Origin of the sequence: Streptomyces cahuitamycinicus, from assembly GCF_002891435.1 — a bacterium.
GTDB classification, from domain to species: domain Bacteria; phylum Actinomycetota; class Actinomycetes; order Streptomycetales; family Streptomycetaceae; genus Streptomyces; species Streptomyces cahuitamycinicus.
Map to the genome: position 1 here is coordinate 1 of NZ_POUC01000176.1, position 15,374 is coordinate 15,374.

The window sequence follows — 15,374 nt, forward strand, 5'->3', positions numbered from 1 at the left end:
CCGTGATGGAGCTGCCCCCAGCGGCTCCTGCTCCCCCCTACTCGTGGCTGGAGGCGACGTGCCCGACCCGATTCCGCGAGCTCAGCCGCCGCCGATCCGCACCGTCCGATGGTGGCGGTGGCGGCGCAACCCACTGCGCCGCCCAAACGACCTGCTCCAGGCATGGATCGGCCTCATCCTCGCCATCACCGTGGTGATCACCGCCCCCCTGACCGCGTGGGCGGTCGGCACCACCGTGCACGACAGGCTCACCGCCGCCGCGAACGAACAGGCCCGCGCCGGAGGTGACACCACGGCCGTGCTCCTCAACGACGCGCCCGGGCACCCGGAGCCAGGCTCAGCAGAAGCCAGAGAAACCCGGTACCCGGTCAAGGTCCGCTACACCGCACCCGACGGCACCGCCCGCACCGCCACCACCGACGTCGACCCCGGTCTTCCGGCCGGGCACCGCGTAGAGGTGTGGACCAACGCCGAAGGAACGCTGACCAAGCCGCCCATGCCCCCGGATGAGATCAGCAACCGCGCCGTCGGCGCGGGCGCCCTCACTGGCATCACGATGCTCATCACCGGCACACTCGCCTACCGCCTCACCGCACGCGTCCTGGACCAGCGCCGCATGCGCGCATGGGAGACCGAATGGCAGCAGACCGCCCGACGGTGGACCACCTCCCCATGAGTCCGAGCGCCTGCCGGCCAGCGGCTGGGTTGTCGGCTCTCTGGAAGGCCAGCGGCCCGCAATCCACCACCGGGTAGGCCCTCGTCGGCCGGACTGCACGGCTCGCCGACCGCTCCATGGTTTCCGGGCCGGTCGGACTGTCATCGAAGACTCTCTGCAATGCTCACGGTGTGGAGATGAAGTACTAGCACTCCAGTGCGGTTTTGTAATCCACCCAGCGACTCCGTGGCCGAGCACCGCAATTGGCTGGTGGGCACGGGGTGCCGGGGCCCCGGGGGATGGCGCACTCAGCTGACGGCAAGGAGCTGCCGAGCGAAGCGGCGAACGGCATCAGTGAAGGCGTCTGGGTCGTCGAAGTTCGCGAGATGTCTTGCCCGCGGGATCAACTCGACGCGAGCGTGGGAATGTGCGCGGGCGAATTCCGCCTCGCCGCTCCGGAAGACGGCGTCCTTCTCGCCGTTCAGAATCAGTACCGGAGCCTTGACAAAGCGCATCGCGCCCGCGTCGAAGCGTCCCAGTACCTCGCCCCAGGCTGCAGGCAGGGTATGGAAGGCGTAGCCGGAATGGATGGTCGCCTCCACCACTTCTGGCGGATAGAGCCGCCGCAGTAACCGGTCGTTCCACCGGGCCAGCCAATCCGCCGGTACGCGAGGGACCAGTCTGGCGACCCACCGATATGGCGCTGCCCAAAGGCCGCGGGTGGAGGCGCTGGCTCCCGCGAGGATCAGCCCGCGCAGTAGTTCTGGACGACGCCGCGCGAACTCAAGCGAGGCGTATCCGCCGAGCGAGTGCCCGACGACCAGAGCCGGCCCACGGTCGAGCGAGTCCACCGCGGAAGTGATGATCTCTGTCGCCCTGCTCAGGCTCCAGGCTTGAGTCGAGCGCTCCCCATGGCCGGGCAGGTCGACGGCGACTACCGGGAATTCGTCCCGGAGTGCAGCAAGCTGCACGCTCCACTGTCCCGCGCTGAAGCGCGTCCCGTGAACGAAGACTATGGGCACTGCATCCGCTGCCGTCATCAGTTCCCCCAGGGTGTACCGTCCAGCCGACTCTACCGGCGCGGTCTCCCTCGCGATCAAGGAATATGCTGGAGTGCTCAGCCCAACTGCGGTGCCTGGCGGAGCGCGAGCGACGGGGCGGCAGCAGCGCATGCCCGAGCAACGCCGCCCGGAGATGCTCCACTCGAGATTCCTGCCCCCTGCGGGCTTCGCTTCCACCCCGCCCAGAGGCGTCACCGGCGGGCGTCTGGAGCCGCCCGGGTTCGGGTACTCGTAACGGCCCTGGGACCGATGCCCGCCGGGAGTAGCCATGACCAGTGCCATGCAGCAGCCGGAGCGCCCCGTCGTGGCCGGTATCGACAGGGGGCCTGGCCATGAGGATCTCGTGCGGTTCGCAGCCCGCGAGGCAGCGTTGCACACACGCCCCCTGCACATCGCCCACGCCTTGGAGCTGCCACTGCCCGGAGGATCCGTCTCCGACGAGGAGGAGAGCCGCTCTGCGGCCAAGGCGAGTGCCCAGCTCGTGGAGCATTACGAGCGACTGGCCCGCGACGAGGTGCCCGGCCTCTTCGTCGGCGGCGAGCTGATCATGGGCCCTGCGGCGGACGGACTGATCGAACGCTCTGCGGATGCGGAGCTGATCGTGATCGGCCATGGGGGCAGTGGTGGGTTTGCCCGGCTGCCACTGGGATCGGTGAGCTGGCAGGTCGCCACGCACGCCGAGTGCCCGGTCATCATCGTGCGTCCCTCGGAGACGGCGGAGCGGCCGGACAATCGTGTCGTGGTCGGCGTCGACATCGACGAGGTCTCGCTGCAGGCCCTGGACATGGCGTATCTGGAAGCCGGTCTGCGCGGTGCTCGCCTCGACGTGGTGCACTGCGCCTTCGACGTCGCCACGTCTCCCACTGGGGCCATCACAACCGTCCCGGTGGACCCCACAGGGGTCAGAAGCGGCCAGCGGGAGTTCTTCGACTCCGAACTAAGAAGACGGCGCGACCGCCACCCCGGCGTAGAAGTGAACCTGCGCATTGAGCACTCCTCACCCGGACCGCTGCTCGTCGAAGCTTCCACCGGTGCGTGCCTGCTGGTCGTCGGCTCCCGTCGACGCACTGGGATTCGCCGACTCCTGCTCGGGTCGGTCAGCGCCGCAGTGCTGCACACCGCACACTGCCCCGTCGCCGTAGTACCTGTTCAGCGCGACAGCTGATCCCGTCGTGTGTTCCGGTCATGGCCGGGCTCCCGGGACTTCCAGACGACCATGGTCAAGGACGTGCTCGACACCCGCCCGACCGGCCTCGGACAGGTCGTTAGCGACAAACTCATCAGCTGTATTGCAGGGGCGCATCGAGGCGTCGCTCGTGGTGCTGGGTCATCGACACGGCAACGGCGGCAATGTCTCTACTTGACTGGCAGGCAGTTCGCAGGGCAGAGGCGGCTGCGCGAGGTGAACGGTTCAGGCAGTGACGGCGGCAAGAGCGAGGGCAACGGTCTCTTGCGGGGTGCCGTCGATCGGGATAGCCGCGCCCGCTTCATCGTCGCCCAGCGGTTCAAGGTCGGCAAACTGCGTATCGAGCAGGCCGGGCGGCATGAAGTGGCCCTGCCGCGCGGTGATCCGCGCGGCAATCAGCTCAGGCGAGCCATCGAGGTGGAGAAAGAAGACGTGCGGCGCGGCGGAAGCCAGCCGGTCACGATAGCGCCTCTTCAGCGCCGAGCATGACACCACTCCACCGTTGTCCGCGTGCCCGGTCAGCCACCGTGCGATCGCGTCCAGCCAGGGACGGCGGTCCTCGTCGTCGAGCGGATGGCCGTCTCTCATCTTCGCCACATTGGTTGCGGGGTGGAAGTCGTCCGCCTCGGCGTACGGAACATCGAGGCGCTGGGCCAGCAGTTGACCAACCGTGGTCTTTCCCGAGGCCGACACGCCCATGACCACGACCAATGGGGCAGTGTTGTGAGACATCCGTCCAGGCTAGGGCCTGCCTTCCGGTCCTGCCCGCTACAACTCGATGAGAACCTTGACGTCGTCCGGTTGTGGCGTGAACGCCTCCATCGCGCGCTCCAGCGGAACCCGCCGGGTGATCAGGCGCTCAAGCCATGACAGGTCGGCCTGGGCCAGCGCCTCCGCAGCCTGATGGTAGTGCCGCAGGTTGGCGTTGACCGAGCCCACCACCGCGTCGTTCTGCAGCACGATCTCCCTGTTGATGGCGCCCGCGTCCACGCTCACCCTCCGGCCGGCGGGCGACACACCGGTCAGGCACACCACCCCGTAGGGCGCGGTGCCCGTCAAGGAAGCAAAGACGAGCTCGCTCGCGCCCGTCGCTTCGACGACGACATCCGGGCACACAGCGGAGATCACCTGCTCGATGTCCTCCGCGTGGTATGCGGCACCCAAGTCCCGTACAAGGGCGGGCTTGGGCCCCTCGGTCACCCGGTCGAGCACATGCACGTCCAGTCCGCGCTGCCTGCCCAGGAGGGCGGCCAGCAGACCAATGGGCCCGGCACCGGTCACCAGAACACGGCGCGGCTCGAACCACGAACGGGCACCGACACGCTCCACCTGTTCCCATGCCTTCGCCACCACCGTGGTCGGCTCCATGAGTACACCGACGTGCCCCAGATGCGGCTCCAGCTTCACCGCGTAATCGGCCTCCACGCACCACACCTGCGCGCCGTAGCCGTCGATCTCTTTGATGCCGCGTTCGGTGTAGCGGCCGTTGCGGCACATGTCGAATTCTCCGCGAGCGCAGGCGCCGCACGGCTCGGGGTCCGGGCGGCGCACCACCCCGGCAACCAGGTCACCGGCCGCGAAGCCGCTGCCTGGCGGCGCCTGCCGCACCCGCCCGAGCGACTCATGCCCCAGCACAAGCCACTCACGGCCCGCAGGGGCCCAGCCGTACTCACCTCGGACTATCTCCCTGTCCGTTCCGCACACCCCCACCGCCAGGCCCTCCACCAGCAGTTCCCCGGAAGCCGGGACGGGCTCAGGCACACTCCGCACCTCCAGGGAGTCCATTTCGCCGGGTCGCACGGTCAATGAACGCATCGCCAACCTCGTCCTTCTCGTCCGCGGACGCCTGATGTCAGCGCGCCGCCGTCTTGTCTTGACGCATGTTCCGCCTTGACGTGTGTCCCGCACAGAGCGTTCCAGCACCCAGGCGGCAGGAGTAGTGGAAGGACACGTCCGGGCTCCGCCGCTGTTGCCACCCGGAAAGGATGAGCCGCTCAGGGCTTAAAGGGACCGGGCATACGACCCCGCTTCAGGGACGTACCGATTCCTTAACCTCCCTACACTTTGGGTTCCGAGGCAAATGGGTGCTCGTCCCGATTCCAGCCGCTACGGATTGTGGGAGACCCTGGAGCGGAGCCGCCATTCCGGCTCGATGGTCCGCGGAAGGAGGAGCTGTGGCACACTTCGACGAAAGGCTGCTGAAGGATCTCGAACAGCAGATGGAACATAGCGATCCACGATTCGCCCAGGCCCTGGATTCCGGGCGCCCGCGCCGACCGCGGGAGTACAGACACGGACCAGCCTGGCTGGTCCTGGCCGGGGCTTTGGCCATGGTGGTCACTGGCATGGTGCTGCCGAACGGGCTGCTGATCGCAGCGGGACTGGTCGTGGCGGGTATCGCGGGGCACCTGTTCGATCCCCACCGCGACAACGCCTTGGGCCGTTTCTATCAACCATTACGCCAGGGGCACCGGTGAAGCCTCTGCCGATGATCGCCGTCATTCGCCCAGCCACACCAGCCACACCAGCCACACCAGCCACACCAGCCACACCAGCCACACCAGCCACAAGAAGCATGCAATCGTTCCATGACTGATCTGGTTGATCATCTCAACTGTGCTGGCAGTGGTGGAGATCTTCACTCTTACCGGGCACTGGGAATGCTGAGAGTGACCGCGTTGGTCACCCCCAGGAGCCGTTGCGGTCGGTCTTCCGGTGCCTCTCCAGTTGGTGGTGATCACCGTCGCCGCTGTAGCCAACAGGTGTGCGTGCGCCCCATTGCTCTTCTGGGGAATCTCCAGCGAGGTCACCTCCGCGCTCGCACCCCATCGCTGATGGGGATGACATCCGCAGAGCATCCATGGCGGCACCGGCCGACTGGGGCATGACCGCCATGCGGTCGGGATTCGCCGCGAGTCGGCACTGTGCTGCGACAGGGACCGGTCGGCACCGGAGCGACAGCCAGGACCAGTGCTCCAGGGCCGGGCCACGCCACGAATCCGCTGCTGCACCCTGACGTCGCCGTACGGGGCTCTCGACCCTGAGACAAGACCGCAGGCCGACGAAGCTGGTTGCTCACCTGGTCAAGTCATCGCTGACCAGCGTGGGCCAGACCTTGGGCGCTGAATCGCCGTTGCGGCGTGCACAGGCCGGGTGCCGCTCCGGCAGTCCGCCCGACCGCGTCAGTCATCGCGCGTTCTCGGCCGGGCGTGCGTGGCTGTGCTGCTTCTCCCTGGTGTGATCGTAACGACCACAGACGAGGAGAAGCCGATGGCCTCGACAGCCGACAGCAGCGCCGGTCTGCCTTCCCGGTGCCTGCCGGTGACGCATAGCGCCAGGCAGGTGATGACGGTCGGCCTGGCAGTCTGGCATCCCGGCCGGGATGCAGAATCCCCTGTTTCGACGGCGCCGCAGACAGGTGCGACCTTCGCCGACCGAGCGAACCCGGTCTCCTGCCGACCCCCACGCGCACAGCAGCTCGCGCCCGAGTATCCCGGTCACGGCCGCCGTGCCCACCAGGCATGCACCGGCACCGCGAGGACGTGCGGATGACGTTGCAAGAGCTGTACATCATGCTGCTGATCGGCGGCACGGTGCTGCTGGCCAGCATCGCCGCTGCACGCGCCGCTCACCGGCTGGGGCTGCCCAGCCTGCTGCTGTTCCTCGCGGTCGGTGTCATCGCCGGTGAGGACGTCATCGGTCTGGACTTCGACGACGCCCAGCTCGCCCAGTCCCTGGGCAACGCCGCCCTGGCGGTCATTCTCATCGAAGGCGGCCTGTCCACCCAGTGGGCGGACGTGAAGCGCCTGGTAGCACCCGCCGGAGTGCTCGCCACCGCGGGGGTGGCCGTCTCGGTCGCGGTCACCGCCGTAGGAGCCCACTGGCTGCTGGGCCTGAACTGGAACCTGGCCCTGCTGCTGGGGGCGATCGTCTCCTCCACCGACGCCGCCGCCGTCTTCGCAGTCCTGCGCACGCTGCCGCTGCCGCAGAAGGTCACCGGCCTGGTGGAAGCTGAGTCCGGCTTCAACGACGCGCCCACCATCATCCTGGTGCTGGTCTTCTCCACCGCGACCGGCGACCCCCCTGACCCGGCGCACATCCTCGGCAACGTGCTGTACCAGCTCGCTGCCGGTGGCGCGATCGGGCTGCTGACCGGCCGCGTCGGCGCCGCCGCCCTGCGGCACATCGCCCTGCCCGCCACCGGGCTGTATCCGCTGGCCACCGTCGGCTTCGGAATCATCGCCTTCGCTGCCGCCGGAGCCATGGGCGCCAGCGGCATCATCGCCGCCTACCTTGCCGGACTCGTCTTGGGAAACACCCAGCTGCCCCACCGCGCCGCCACCCGCTCCTTCGCCGAAGGAGCGGGCTGGCTCGCCCAGATCGGTCTGTTCGTCATGCTGGGTCTGCTCGTCACCCCCAGCGAGCTGCCCTCCGCTGTTCTTCCGGCTCTCGCAGCCGGCCTGATCCTGCTGCTGGCCGCCCGGCCCGTCTCCGTCCTGGCCTGCTTGCTGCCCTTCCGAATTCCCTGGCGCGAACAGGCGTTCATCTCGTGGGCCGGGCTGCGCGGCGCCGTGCCGATCGTGTTGGCCACCTACCCCATCGTCTCCGGCATCGCCGGTGCGCGTGACCTGCTCAACATCGTGTTCGTCCTGGTGGTGCTCTTCACTCTCATTCAGGGCCCCGCCCTGCCTGCCGCCGCTCGATGGCTGGGCCTGACCCGCCCCGGCGCGCTGCGCGAGATCGAGGTGGAAACCGCCCCCTTGGACGTCCTGGACGCCGACCTGCTCACCGTCACCGTTCCACTGGGCTCTCGCCTGGCCGGGGTGGCGGTCTTCGAACTGCGCCTGCCCCCGCCCACCGTCCTGACGCTGATCGTCCGGGAAGACGCCACCATCGTCCCCACCCAGGACACCATGCTGCGTACCGGAGACGAACTGCTCCTGATCACAACCCCCCGCGTACGCGAAGCCGCGGAACGGCGGCTGCGCGCGGTCGGCCGGCGCGGCAAACTCGCCCGCTGGCTCGGCGAACACGGCCATCCCGGCTCGACAGGCCCGGCTCCCCATGGCGGATCCTCGTCGTAGGTGCCCCGCCAGTGGGTAGTCCCGCAGCTCCACGTAGCCGTCCACCCGTGCCGGGCGCGACGGCGATGGAATCATTCACGATGGCCTGCCCGGCTTCCCGCCGGGCACGACGACGACCGGGAGCTGGGCGTGATGGACGACCTCGGTGCTGGTGGAGCCCAGGGTCAGGCGCCCCCATGCGCCCGAGCCTCGGCTGCCGACCACCAGGAGACAGGCGTCTTGGCTCGCGTCCAGCAGTACCTGCGAGGGCCGGCCTTTCTCGACTCTGATCTCTACCTCCACCGGCGCGCCGCCGACCTGCTCCCGGGCCTCCTCCAGCGCCTTGGTAACCGCCTCAAATGTGGCGTCGCGCAGCTGCGTGTCCAAATCGACGAAACCGGAAGCGGCAGGCCACTCGAAACCGCTGTATCTGGTGGTGAAGTCGTACGCGCATACGGCTCGGAGCACGCTCCCGCGCAGCTGGGACTCCTGAAGGGCGAAGCGCACGGCCGGCCCGGAGGCGGGAGAGCCGTCGGTGCCGACCACGATCGGTGCGGGAGGGGCGGCGTTCGTCATGACAGATGCCTCCAAGCCGTGGCGTCTGGTGTGCACTGCCCTTACGGGGAAGCGCCGGGTCAGTCAGTCCTGCGGACCACGAGCGCGGTGATGTCGTCCCGGTGTTCCCCAGCGGTGTGACGGCCGAGGTCTTCGGTCAGGTGCTCGGCGACTTCCCAGGGGGAGATGTCCGCCCAGCCCTCCAGGCGCTCTTCGAGGGGATAGAAGGCGCCGGTGATGCCACGGGCCTCGGTGACACCGTCGCTGCAGCTGACGAGGGTCGCGCCCGGCGGGAAGGGAAACCATACGACCGTCCTGGGCCCGGGCGACAGATCCGCGAGACCAAGTGGTACGCCAGGGTCACCGAGCTGCACGGCGGCGACCGGTCCGGCCTTCAGCAGGTAGGGCGGAGGATGCCCGCAGTTGACGGCTTGCGTTTCGGTCGCGGAGTCGATCCCCAGAATGAGAGCGGTGACGAATCGCTCGGGCTCACCGGTCTGCTGGGCAAAGGCGTTGTGCCGGACCACGGCCTGCTCCAGGTCATCCACGAGCGCGGTGAGGGTCGGCTCGCGTGAGGCAGCCTCGCGGAAGGCGCCGAGCATGGCGAAGGCGGCTCCGATCGCTGACAGACCCTTGCCCTGGACATCGCCGAAGAGCAGCCGTGTCCCGTACGGCGAAGCCACCACCTCGTAGACGTCTCCGCCCACCAGCCGGTCCGCCTCGACCGGCAGGTACACACCGTCGACGATCACCCGGTCGGTGAGGATCGGCAAGGGCCGCAGCATCTGCCGTTGCAGAGCGACAGCCGTGGACCGGACGCGCAGCAGCTCCCGCTCACGCCGAACCCGCCATTGGCAAGTCACCACGCACAGCAGACCGAGGACGAAGGCCAGCACCATGATGATCGCGAAGTTGTACGACGACGGGAGCGGCCGGTAGACCAGAACTGCGGTGATGACGATCAGCACCCAGCCCACCGCCCAAGCAGTTTGCCCCACCGAGCCGACCACCGCCGGGAACGCGGGAAGCAAAATCATCAGGGGGGCGAGCCGCACCGCGCGGTCATCGATCATCAGCTCCAGCAGGACAATCGGTACGGTCGCTGCGACCACATAGGCCAGTGGCGCCTTGACCGCACCAATGGGAGATGACGCGATACCGCTCTCGGCGCCCGACCTCAGCGGCGCGCCGGGCGCACGGGCCGCTACACGCCGACGAATCACCCCTTCAGGCTCTCGCGGTCCACACGCCGCCGCAAAACGACGGGTCTCGTGTCGCGCGCACCACGGGACCGCTGCTGCCGGCCCGGTCACGGGAAGCCATCGGCATCAGCACCCATCTGCGGCGGGCTCGGTGATGCAGGAGTCAGGGGAGATGGGTCTCGCACCCCATCGACGCGCACTCCGCGCCCAGGGAGGCTGATACGAAGCCGGCGCGGGATGCAAGCGCGGTGAGCCCGGACCCACCTGACGGACAGTGGCGTCAGTGGCGTATGCCAAAAGGAGACTCAACAGGCTGTGTCGTTGTTCTGGCGGATCTTCGGACTCGACGCCGTGGTGCTCGGTATGGCCACAGCGCTGCTGCTGTGGGCACCGGTGACCGTCTCGGTGCCGGTGCTGCTGACCGAAGCGGTGATCCTGGTCGGCGGCCTGATCGTCATGCAAACTCGTCGCCGAGGGCCATTCCTCCAAGGAGATCGCGGAGACGTTGTCCATCAGGGTCAAGACCGTGCAGCGTCATCGGGCGAACCTGCTGCGGAAGCTGGGACTGCGCGACCGTCTTGAGCTGACTCGTTATGCCATTCGGGCGGGTTTGATCGAGCCCTGAACCGCCTGCACCTCACGAAGCCTTGCCCCCGGTTCCACGTGCCGGATCGGGGTATGACGACCAGAGCCCGAGGAGGAGGCGGCGCATGGCCCAGTCCCGTCGCGCCGTCACCCCGTGCGGCTGTCCGCGCCGCGCGGACACCGTCGGCAGGCTGCTACCTGTACTGGTCGCCTTCCTCGGCCTTCTGAGCATGCTCGGCACCACAGCTACCGCCTCTTCCAGCGGCGTAACGGCTTCGATCCCGGTAGTGGCTCAGGGAAGCGGCGGCGGTACGGCCCCGCACACCGACGACACGTGCACCACGAGCCGGGGCGTCCCGGCGCGAATACTCCGGGACACCACCGCTGAGCGGCACGCTCCGCCGACCGGGAGCACGCCCGTCCCGCGATGCCCCGTGCTGCCGCAGCCCGAGCCGGGGGCGCTGCCGGCGCACGCGCCAGAGACGGCCGGGCCTCCTGAGCACACCACGTGGCACAGTGGGCGGGCGCCACCGTCTCCAGCCGGCGTCTGACATCTTCCCCTTTGTCTTCTTCCGCGCCGCCCGGGGCGGTTGCGGTATGCCTGCTGGAGGCACTCTTGACGCGCGCCACGCGTGTACGGGCGTTCTTCGCCCTCGCTGTTGTTGCCCTGTCGCTCTACATCGCCGCGGCCGTACCGGTCCGCCTCGGCCTCGACCTGCGCGGCGGGACGCAGATCGTGCTGGAAACCCGTGACTCGCCCACCGCCGAGGCAGACCCGGCGGCAACCGATCGCACCCTGGAGGTGCTGCGCCGCCGCGTCGACGCTCTCGGCGTCGCCGAGCCGGCCATCGCCCGTTCCGGGGACAACCGGATCATCGTCGAGCTGCCCGGTGTGCAGGACCCGCGTGAGGCCGCGGACGTCCTGGGCCGTACCGCCCAGCTCACCTTCCACCCCGTGCTCGGCGCGGCCGAACCCGGACAGGCACCGCCCGAGCGGCCAAAGGAACGCACGCTGCCCGACGAATCCGGACAGCGGCTGCGCCTGGGGCCCTCCGCGCTGACGGGAGCAGACGTCGAGGGTGCCGAAGCGCGGATCGACCAGCAGGGCGTGGGCGGCTGGTTCGTCAGCGTCGACTTCAAGGACGCGGGCGGCTGGGCGGATCTGACCGGTGCTGCAGCCTGCGCCCCGGCAGGCGATCCCACGCGCCGCGTCGCCATCGTGCTGGACGACAAGGTCATCTCCTCCCCGCAGGTCGACCCCTCGGTCGCCTGCCGCACCGGCATCACCGGCGGCGGCACCCAGATCACCGGATCCTTCAGCCAGTCAGAGGCCCGGGAACTGGCCCTGCTCATCAACGGCGGCGCCCTGCCGGTGCCGGTCGAGACCGTTGAACAGCGCACCGTCGGCCCCACTCTGGGCGCTCAGGCCATCCGGGCCAGCGCGCAGGCCGCCGTCATCGGCACCGTGCTGACCTCCCTGTTCCTCATCGCCGTCTACCGGCTCATGGGCACGCTGGCCGTCCTGGCGCTGGCCTGCTATGGACTGATCTCCTACGCCGCTCTCGCCGCCCTGGGTGCCACACTGACCCTGCCCGGGCTCGCCGGGTTCGTCCTCGCCATCGGAATGGCGGTCGACGCCAACGTCCTTGTCTTCGAGCGCGCCCGCGAGGAATACGCCACCCGCCGCCGCAAGGGCCTGCGCTCCGCGTTGACGGCCGGATTCCGCAACGCCTTCAGCGCAATCGCCGACTCCAACATCACCACACTCATCGCCGCCGGACTGCTGTTCTTCCTCGCCTCCGGCCCCGTGCGCGGTTTCGGCGTCACCCTGGGCATCGGCGTGCTCGCCTCCATGCTCAGCGCCCTGGTGATCACCCGCGTCCTCGCCGACTTCGCCGTCGCCCGCCGCGCCGTACGACGACGTCCCCGCTTCACCGGTATCGCCGGCACCGGCACGGTCCGCAACTGGCTCTCCCGCCGCAACCCGGACCTGATGCGCCACCGACGCCGCTGGCTGGCCCTGTCCGCCGCGGCCCTCGTCCTGGCCACCTCCGGGATCGTCGTGCGTGGGCTGAACTTCGGTGTGGAGTTCACCGGCGGCCGGCTCATCGAGTACTCCACCAGCGCACCGGTGTCTGTCGACCGGGCCCGTGATGCCCTGGCCGACGCGGGCTTCCCCCGCGCTGTCGTCCAGACCTCCGGGGAAGACGCCCTGACCGTGCGCACCGACGAGCTCTCCAACGCCGAGGAGGCCCGGATCACCCAGACGATCGACGACCTGGCCGGCACCGCGGAGAAAACGCGGGACGAACTGATCGGGCCGAGCCTGGGTGCAGAGCTGCGCCGCGGCGCCGTCATCGCCCTCGCCGCGGCTCTCGCCGCCCAGCTGCTCTACCTCGCCGTCCGCTTCCGCTGGACGTTCGGCACGGCAGCGGTCGCCGCCATGGCACACGACGCGCTCATCCTCATCGGTGTGTTCGCCTGGCTCGGCAAGCCCATCGACGGAGTGTTCCTGGCAGCCCTGCTCACCGTCATCGGCTACTCGGTCAACGACTCCGTTGTCGTCTTCGACCGCATCCGGGAACTGTGGGCGGGCAGGAAGACCGCTGCCGCGCCGCGCAAGACACCTTTCGCACGCATCACCAACACTGCGATCCTGCAGACGGTTCCGCGCACCATCAACACCGGCATGGGCGCGGCGTTCATCCTGTCCGCGCTCGCCCTGCTGGGCGGGGACTCGCTGACCGACTTCGCCCTCGCCCTGCTCATCGGCATCGTCGTCGGCACCTACTCCTCGATGTTCACCGCAGCACCGCTGGCCGTCGAACTCCACTCCCGCGGCACCCCGCCACCGGGAACCACCCGCGGAGCGGGCACTCAGAGCACGCAAACGCCCTGACGCGGTACGTGTGAGGCGTCATGCTCCGTCCCGGACCATGACGCCGGCAGGGAGACGCCCCTACCCGCCGGCGGCGGGCCGGGCAGATGTGCGGCCAGTGCGGCAGAGCACCTCGCGCGTCGCCCATAGGGGCGCCGCCGCGAGGTGGTTACCTCGGTGCATGCCTGACTGGAACGCGGTCTTCGTCCCGAGCACCCCTGTCCTGGAGATCTTCCTGCGGGGCACGATCACCTTCCTGGTGCTGATGGCGATGATGCGGGCTGCCGGACAGCGCGAGGCCGGCGGCCTGGGGATCACCGACGTCTTCCTCGTGGTGCTGGTCGCGCAGGCGGTCGCCCCCGGCCTGGTGGGCGAAAGCCACTCCATCACAGACGGCGTCATCCTGGCAGCCACGGTCATTCTCTGGAGCCTGGTGCTGGACGCTGTCGCCTACCGGTGGCCCCGCCTGAGCCGCGTCATCAAGGCCCGCCCCCGACTGCTGATCGAACACGGCCGGCTCAACCACAAGGTCATGCGGCGGGAACTGATGACCAGGAGCGAGGTAACGGTCCAGCTGCGACTGCACGGGATCGAGGACATCTCGCAGGTACAGCGCGCCTACCTCGAACCGAACGGGATGATCAGCATCCTCCGCCAGAACCGGACAGAGACCGACGAGCCGGCCCGACCCGAAGTGCTGTAAGGCGGCAAACCCACCACCAGCCCCACTCGTTGTCGTACCAGCTCATGATTTTGACCAGGGTGCCGTCCACGGCCCGGGTCATCTACGAATCGGCGATCGAGGCCCGGGAATCACCGATGATGTCGCTGGAGACGATCGGCTGCTCCGACACGCCGAAGACCCCGCGGTAGCGGTCGGTGGTGGCCTCCGCACGGAAGAGGAGCAGGGCCTGCGTGCCGCGGGAATGGACCGCCAAGGGCCTGTCCGCTGACGAGCCCCGCCTCACTCGGCCGGTGCGCCGGAGTCCGTCACCTCGACGGTCCCACGAACGATGACGACCGGACACGTGGCGTGCAGCGCACACTGCTGACTCACGGAGCCCAGGAGCGTTCGACGGAATCCGCCCATCCCCCGGCTGCCCACGACGAGGGCCGTGGCCCCCTCCGCCTCACTGAGCAGCACCTCGACGGGATTGCCCTTGACCAGACGTTTTCGCACCTTGGCAGCACCGGACTCGCCAAGGACCTGGTGCACCTGGTTGACGAGGGCCTGCTCGGCGATGGTTCTGTCGAAAGTGGGGTCCACCGCGGGTGCGGACCACCCGTACGCCCAGGGCAGCTCCCAGGCAGCCACTGCCACCACATCACCGCCGACCAACTCGGCATACTGGACCGCCCACCGCAGCGCGGCATGCGACGAAGGTGACCCGTCGACACCCACTACTACGTGCAAGGCCGTATCCTGACTCTCCACGATATGCAGCCCCTTCTCTTCCAATATGCGTCCACAATGTGCGACAGGGGGGCGATTCGCCATACAACCGCAGCCGACAGGTACATCCCCGCTGATCCGACGAATGGGTAGGAGTCGGTTTCGGTCGGCGCCAGCCGTGACGCAGCAGCCTGAGTAGATCGAAACGCCGCGAATCCCCGTGACCGAATGGCGACGCCTGCACCCATGTCGGCCAATGACTGAGCAGTCAGAAGAAGCCGACAGATCACCGGGCCCGGCGGGGCGGCTGACCAGGACCGCCGCCGTCCGCGCGCTCCGTTTGCCGTCGGTGGCAATGGGGACCCGGCGGGGCATGAGCGCAACCTCACGTCGCCGCGTGATGCGGCAGAACCGGGTTCTGTGGTTGCTGGACCGTCTGGAGCGGGAGCCCAGGGCCGACGCGTTGATAGACACGCTCCGCAGGGGCGTGCGGGCCCTTCCCCTGGGGCGTGGCCGGGACCTGCTGCACGGCAGGTGGCTCGGGCACCCGGTGCATCCGCTGATGGTGCAGGTGCCGATCGGAAGCTGGCTGTCGGCGGCCGTCCTGGACCTGCGCCCCGGCCGCTCGCGCGAGTCGGGGCTGCTGATCGGGGTCGGGCTGGGCGCCGCGGCCCCCGCGGCCGTGGCCGGCTGGGTGGACTGGGCGGAGCTGCACCACCGCCAGCAGCGGATCGGGCTGGTGCACGCCCTGTGCAACACGGCGGCCGTCGGTCTGTACGCCGCCTCGCTCGTCTGC

14 protein-coding genes and 2 pseudogenes are annotated in these 15,374 nt (G+C 68.9%); 9 read left to right on the top strand and 7 right to left on the bottom strand.

Translation table 11 applies throughout. The annotated features are described in order from the left end of the window. Positions 1-58: 58 nt before the first annotated feature. Entirely contained in the window at positions 59-676 is a 618-nt protein-coding gene (locus tag C1J00_RS22885; RefSeq protein ID WP_102910935.1) for an Rv1733c family protein, read from the top strand. Between the two features lie 287 nt (positions 677-963). Here C1J00_RS22885 and C1J00_RS22890 read toward each other — a convergent pair whose 3' ends face one another. Then, positions 964-1,695 (bottom strand): alpha/beta fold hydrolase, encoded by a 732-nt coding sequence (locus C1J00_RS22890; RefSeq protein ID WP_102910944.1) that lies wholly within the window; start codon positions 1,693-1,695, stop codon positions 964-966. Between the two features lie 289 nt (positions 1,696-1,984). Between C1J00_RS22890 and C1J00_RS22895 the strand changes: the two genes are divergently transcribed. Continuing rightward, positions 1,985-2,881, top strand: a complete 897-nt coding sequence (locus C1J00_RS22895) for a universal stress protein (RefSeq protein WP_102910936.1) — start codon at positions 1,985-1,987, stop codon at positions 2,879-2,881. A 246-nt stretch (positions 2,882-3,127) separates the two neighbouring features. Here C1J00_RS22895 and C1J00_RS22900 read toward each other — a convergent pair whose 3' ends face one another. Both C1J00_RS22900 and C1J00_RS22905 read right to left on the bottom strand, forming a co-directional pair. Next, positions 3,128-3,634: a gluconokinase gene (locus C1J00_RS22900; RefSeq protein WP_102910937.1), complete on the bottom strand. Its 507-nt coding sequence runs from the start codon at positions 3,632-3,634 to the stop codon at positions 3,128-3,130. A 36-nt stretch (positions 3,635-3,670) separates the two neighbouring features. Then, complete coding sequence (locus C1J00_RS22905; RefSeq protein ID WP_102910938.1) at positions 3,671-4,717, bottom strand: glucose 1-dehydrogenase; 1,047 nt, start codon at positions 4,715-4,717, stop codon at positions 3,671-3,673. A 359-nt stretch (positions 4,718-5,076) separates the two neighbouring features. Here C1J00_RS22905 and C1J00_RS22910 point away from each other — a divergent pair, with 359 nt between their 5' ends. Both C1J00_RS22910 and C1J00_RS22915 read left to right on the top strand, forming a co-directional pair. Further along, positions 5,077-5,379: a DUF3040 domain-containing protein gene (locus C1J00_RS22910; RefSeq protein WP_102910939.1), complete on the top strand. Its 303-nt coding sequence runs from the start codon at positions 5,077-5,079 to the stop codon at positions 5,377-5,379. A gap of 1,071 nt (positions 5,380-6,450) precedes the next feature. After that, complete coding sequence (locus C1J00_RS22915) at positions 6,451-7,986, top strand: potassium/proton antiporter (protein ID WP_102910945.1); 1,536 nt, start codon at positions 6,451-6,453, stop codon at positions 7,984-7,986. Between the two features lie 75 nt (positions 7,987-8,061). On the opposite strand, the gene C1J00_RS22920 is transcribed toward C1J00_RS22915, so the two are convergent. Together C1J00_RS22920 and C1J00_RS22925 are read right to left on the bottom strand one after the other, a co-directional pair. Then, positions 8,062-8,541, bottom strand: a complete 480-nt coding sequence (locus C1J00_RS22920) for a universal stress protein (RefSeq protein WP_102910940.1) — start codon at positions 8,539-8,541, stop codon at positions 8,062-8,064. 59 nt (positions 8,542-8,600) lie between these two features. Further along, a complete protein-coding gene (locus C1J00_RS22925) occupies positions 8,601-9,833 on the bottom strand; it encodes a PP2C family protein-serine/threonine phosphatase (protein ID WP_245936461.1) in 1,233 nt (410 codons plus the stop codon). Between the two features lie 204 nt (positions 9,834-10,037). Here C1J00_RS22925 and C1J00_RS22930 point away from each other — a divergent pair. The 4 genes and pseudogenes from C1J00_RS22930 to C1J00_RS22945 form a co-directional block, all read left to right on the top strand. Beyond that, positions 10,038-10,181, top strand: a pseudogene (locus C1J00_RS22930) (sensor histidine kinase); the annotation flags it as partial. A 1-nt stretch (position 10,182) separates the two neighbouring features. Further along, a pseudogene (locus C1J00_RS22935) lies at positions 10,183-10,347 on the top strand (response regulator transcription factor); the annotation flags it as partial. 576 nt (positions 10,348-10,923) lie between these two features. Continuing rightward, entirely contained in the window at positions 10,924-13,206 is a 2,283-nt protein-coding gene (gene secD, locus C1J00_RS22940; protein WP_102910941.1) for a protein translocase subunit SecD, read from the top strand. 160 nt (positions 13,207-13,366) lie between these two features. Then, positions 13,367-13,888 (top strand): DUF421 domain-containing protein, encoded by a 522-nt coding sequence (locus C1J00_RS22945; protein WP_102910942.1) that lies wholly within the window; start codon positions 13,367-13,369, stop codon positions 13,886-13,888. 82 nt (positions 13,889-13,970) lie between these two features. Here the strand turns inward: C1J00_RS22945 and C1J00_RS45390 are convergent, their stop codons facing one another. Beyond that, a complete protein-coding gene (locus C1J00_RS45390) occupies positions 13,971-14,123 on the bottom strand; it encodes a hypothetical protein (RefSeq protein ID WP_180989654.1) in 153 nt (50 codons plus the stop codon). Positions 14,124-14,149: 26 nt separating this feature from the next. Then, positions 14,150-14,599 carry a universal stress protein gene (locus C1J00_RS22955; RefSeq protein ID WP_245936462.1) on the bottom strand — a complete coding sequence of 150 codons (450 nt, stop codon included), beginning with the start codon at positions 14,597-14,599 and terminating at the stop codon, positions 14,150-14,152. Positions 14,600-14,978: 379 nt separating this feature from the next. On the opposite strand from C1J00_RS22955, the gene C1J00_RS22960 reads away from it, so the two are divergent. Next, a partial coding sequence (locus C1J00_RS22960) for a DUF2231 domain-containing protein (protein WP_342751742.1) occupies positions 14,979-15,374 on the top strand: 396 nt, incomplete at its 3' end.

What these genes read in the sequence shown, in the direction of transcription:
- C1J00_RS22890 (WP_102910944.1), bottom strand. Translation starts at nt 1,695, where the DNA reads ATGACGGCAGCGGATGCAGTGCCCATAGTCTTCGTTCACGGGACGCGC.
- C1J00_RS22895 (WP_102910936.1), top strand. Translation starts at nt 1,985, where the DNA reads ATGACCAGTGCCATGCAGCAGCCGGAGCGCCCCGTCGTGGCCGGTATC.
- C1J00_RS22900 (WP_102910937.1), bottom strand. Translation starts at nt 3,634, where the DNA reads ATGTCTCACAACACTGCCCCATTGGTCGTGGTCATGGGCGTGTCGGCC.
- C1J00_RS22905 (WP_102910938.1), bottom strand. Translation starts at nt 4,717, where the DNA reads ATGCGTTCATTGACCGTGCGACCCGGCGAAATGGACTCCCTGGAGGTG.
- C1J00_RS22915 (WP_102910945.1), top strand. Translation starts at nt 6,451, where the DNA reads ATGACGTTGCAAGAGCTGTACATCATGCTGCTGATCGGCGGCACGGTG.
- C1J00_RS22920 (WP_102910940.1), bottom strand. Translation starts at nt 8,541, where the DNA reads ATGACGAACGCCGCCCCTCCCGCACCGATCGTGGTCGGCACCGACGGC.
- C1J00_RS22945 (WP_102910942.1), top strand. Translation starts at nt 13,367, where the DNA reads ATGCCTGACTGGAACGCGGTCTTCGTCCCGAGCACCCCTGTCCTGGAG.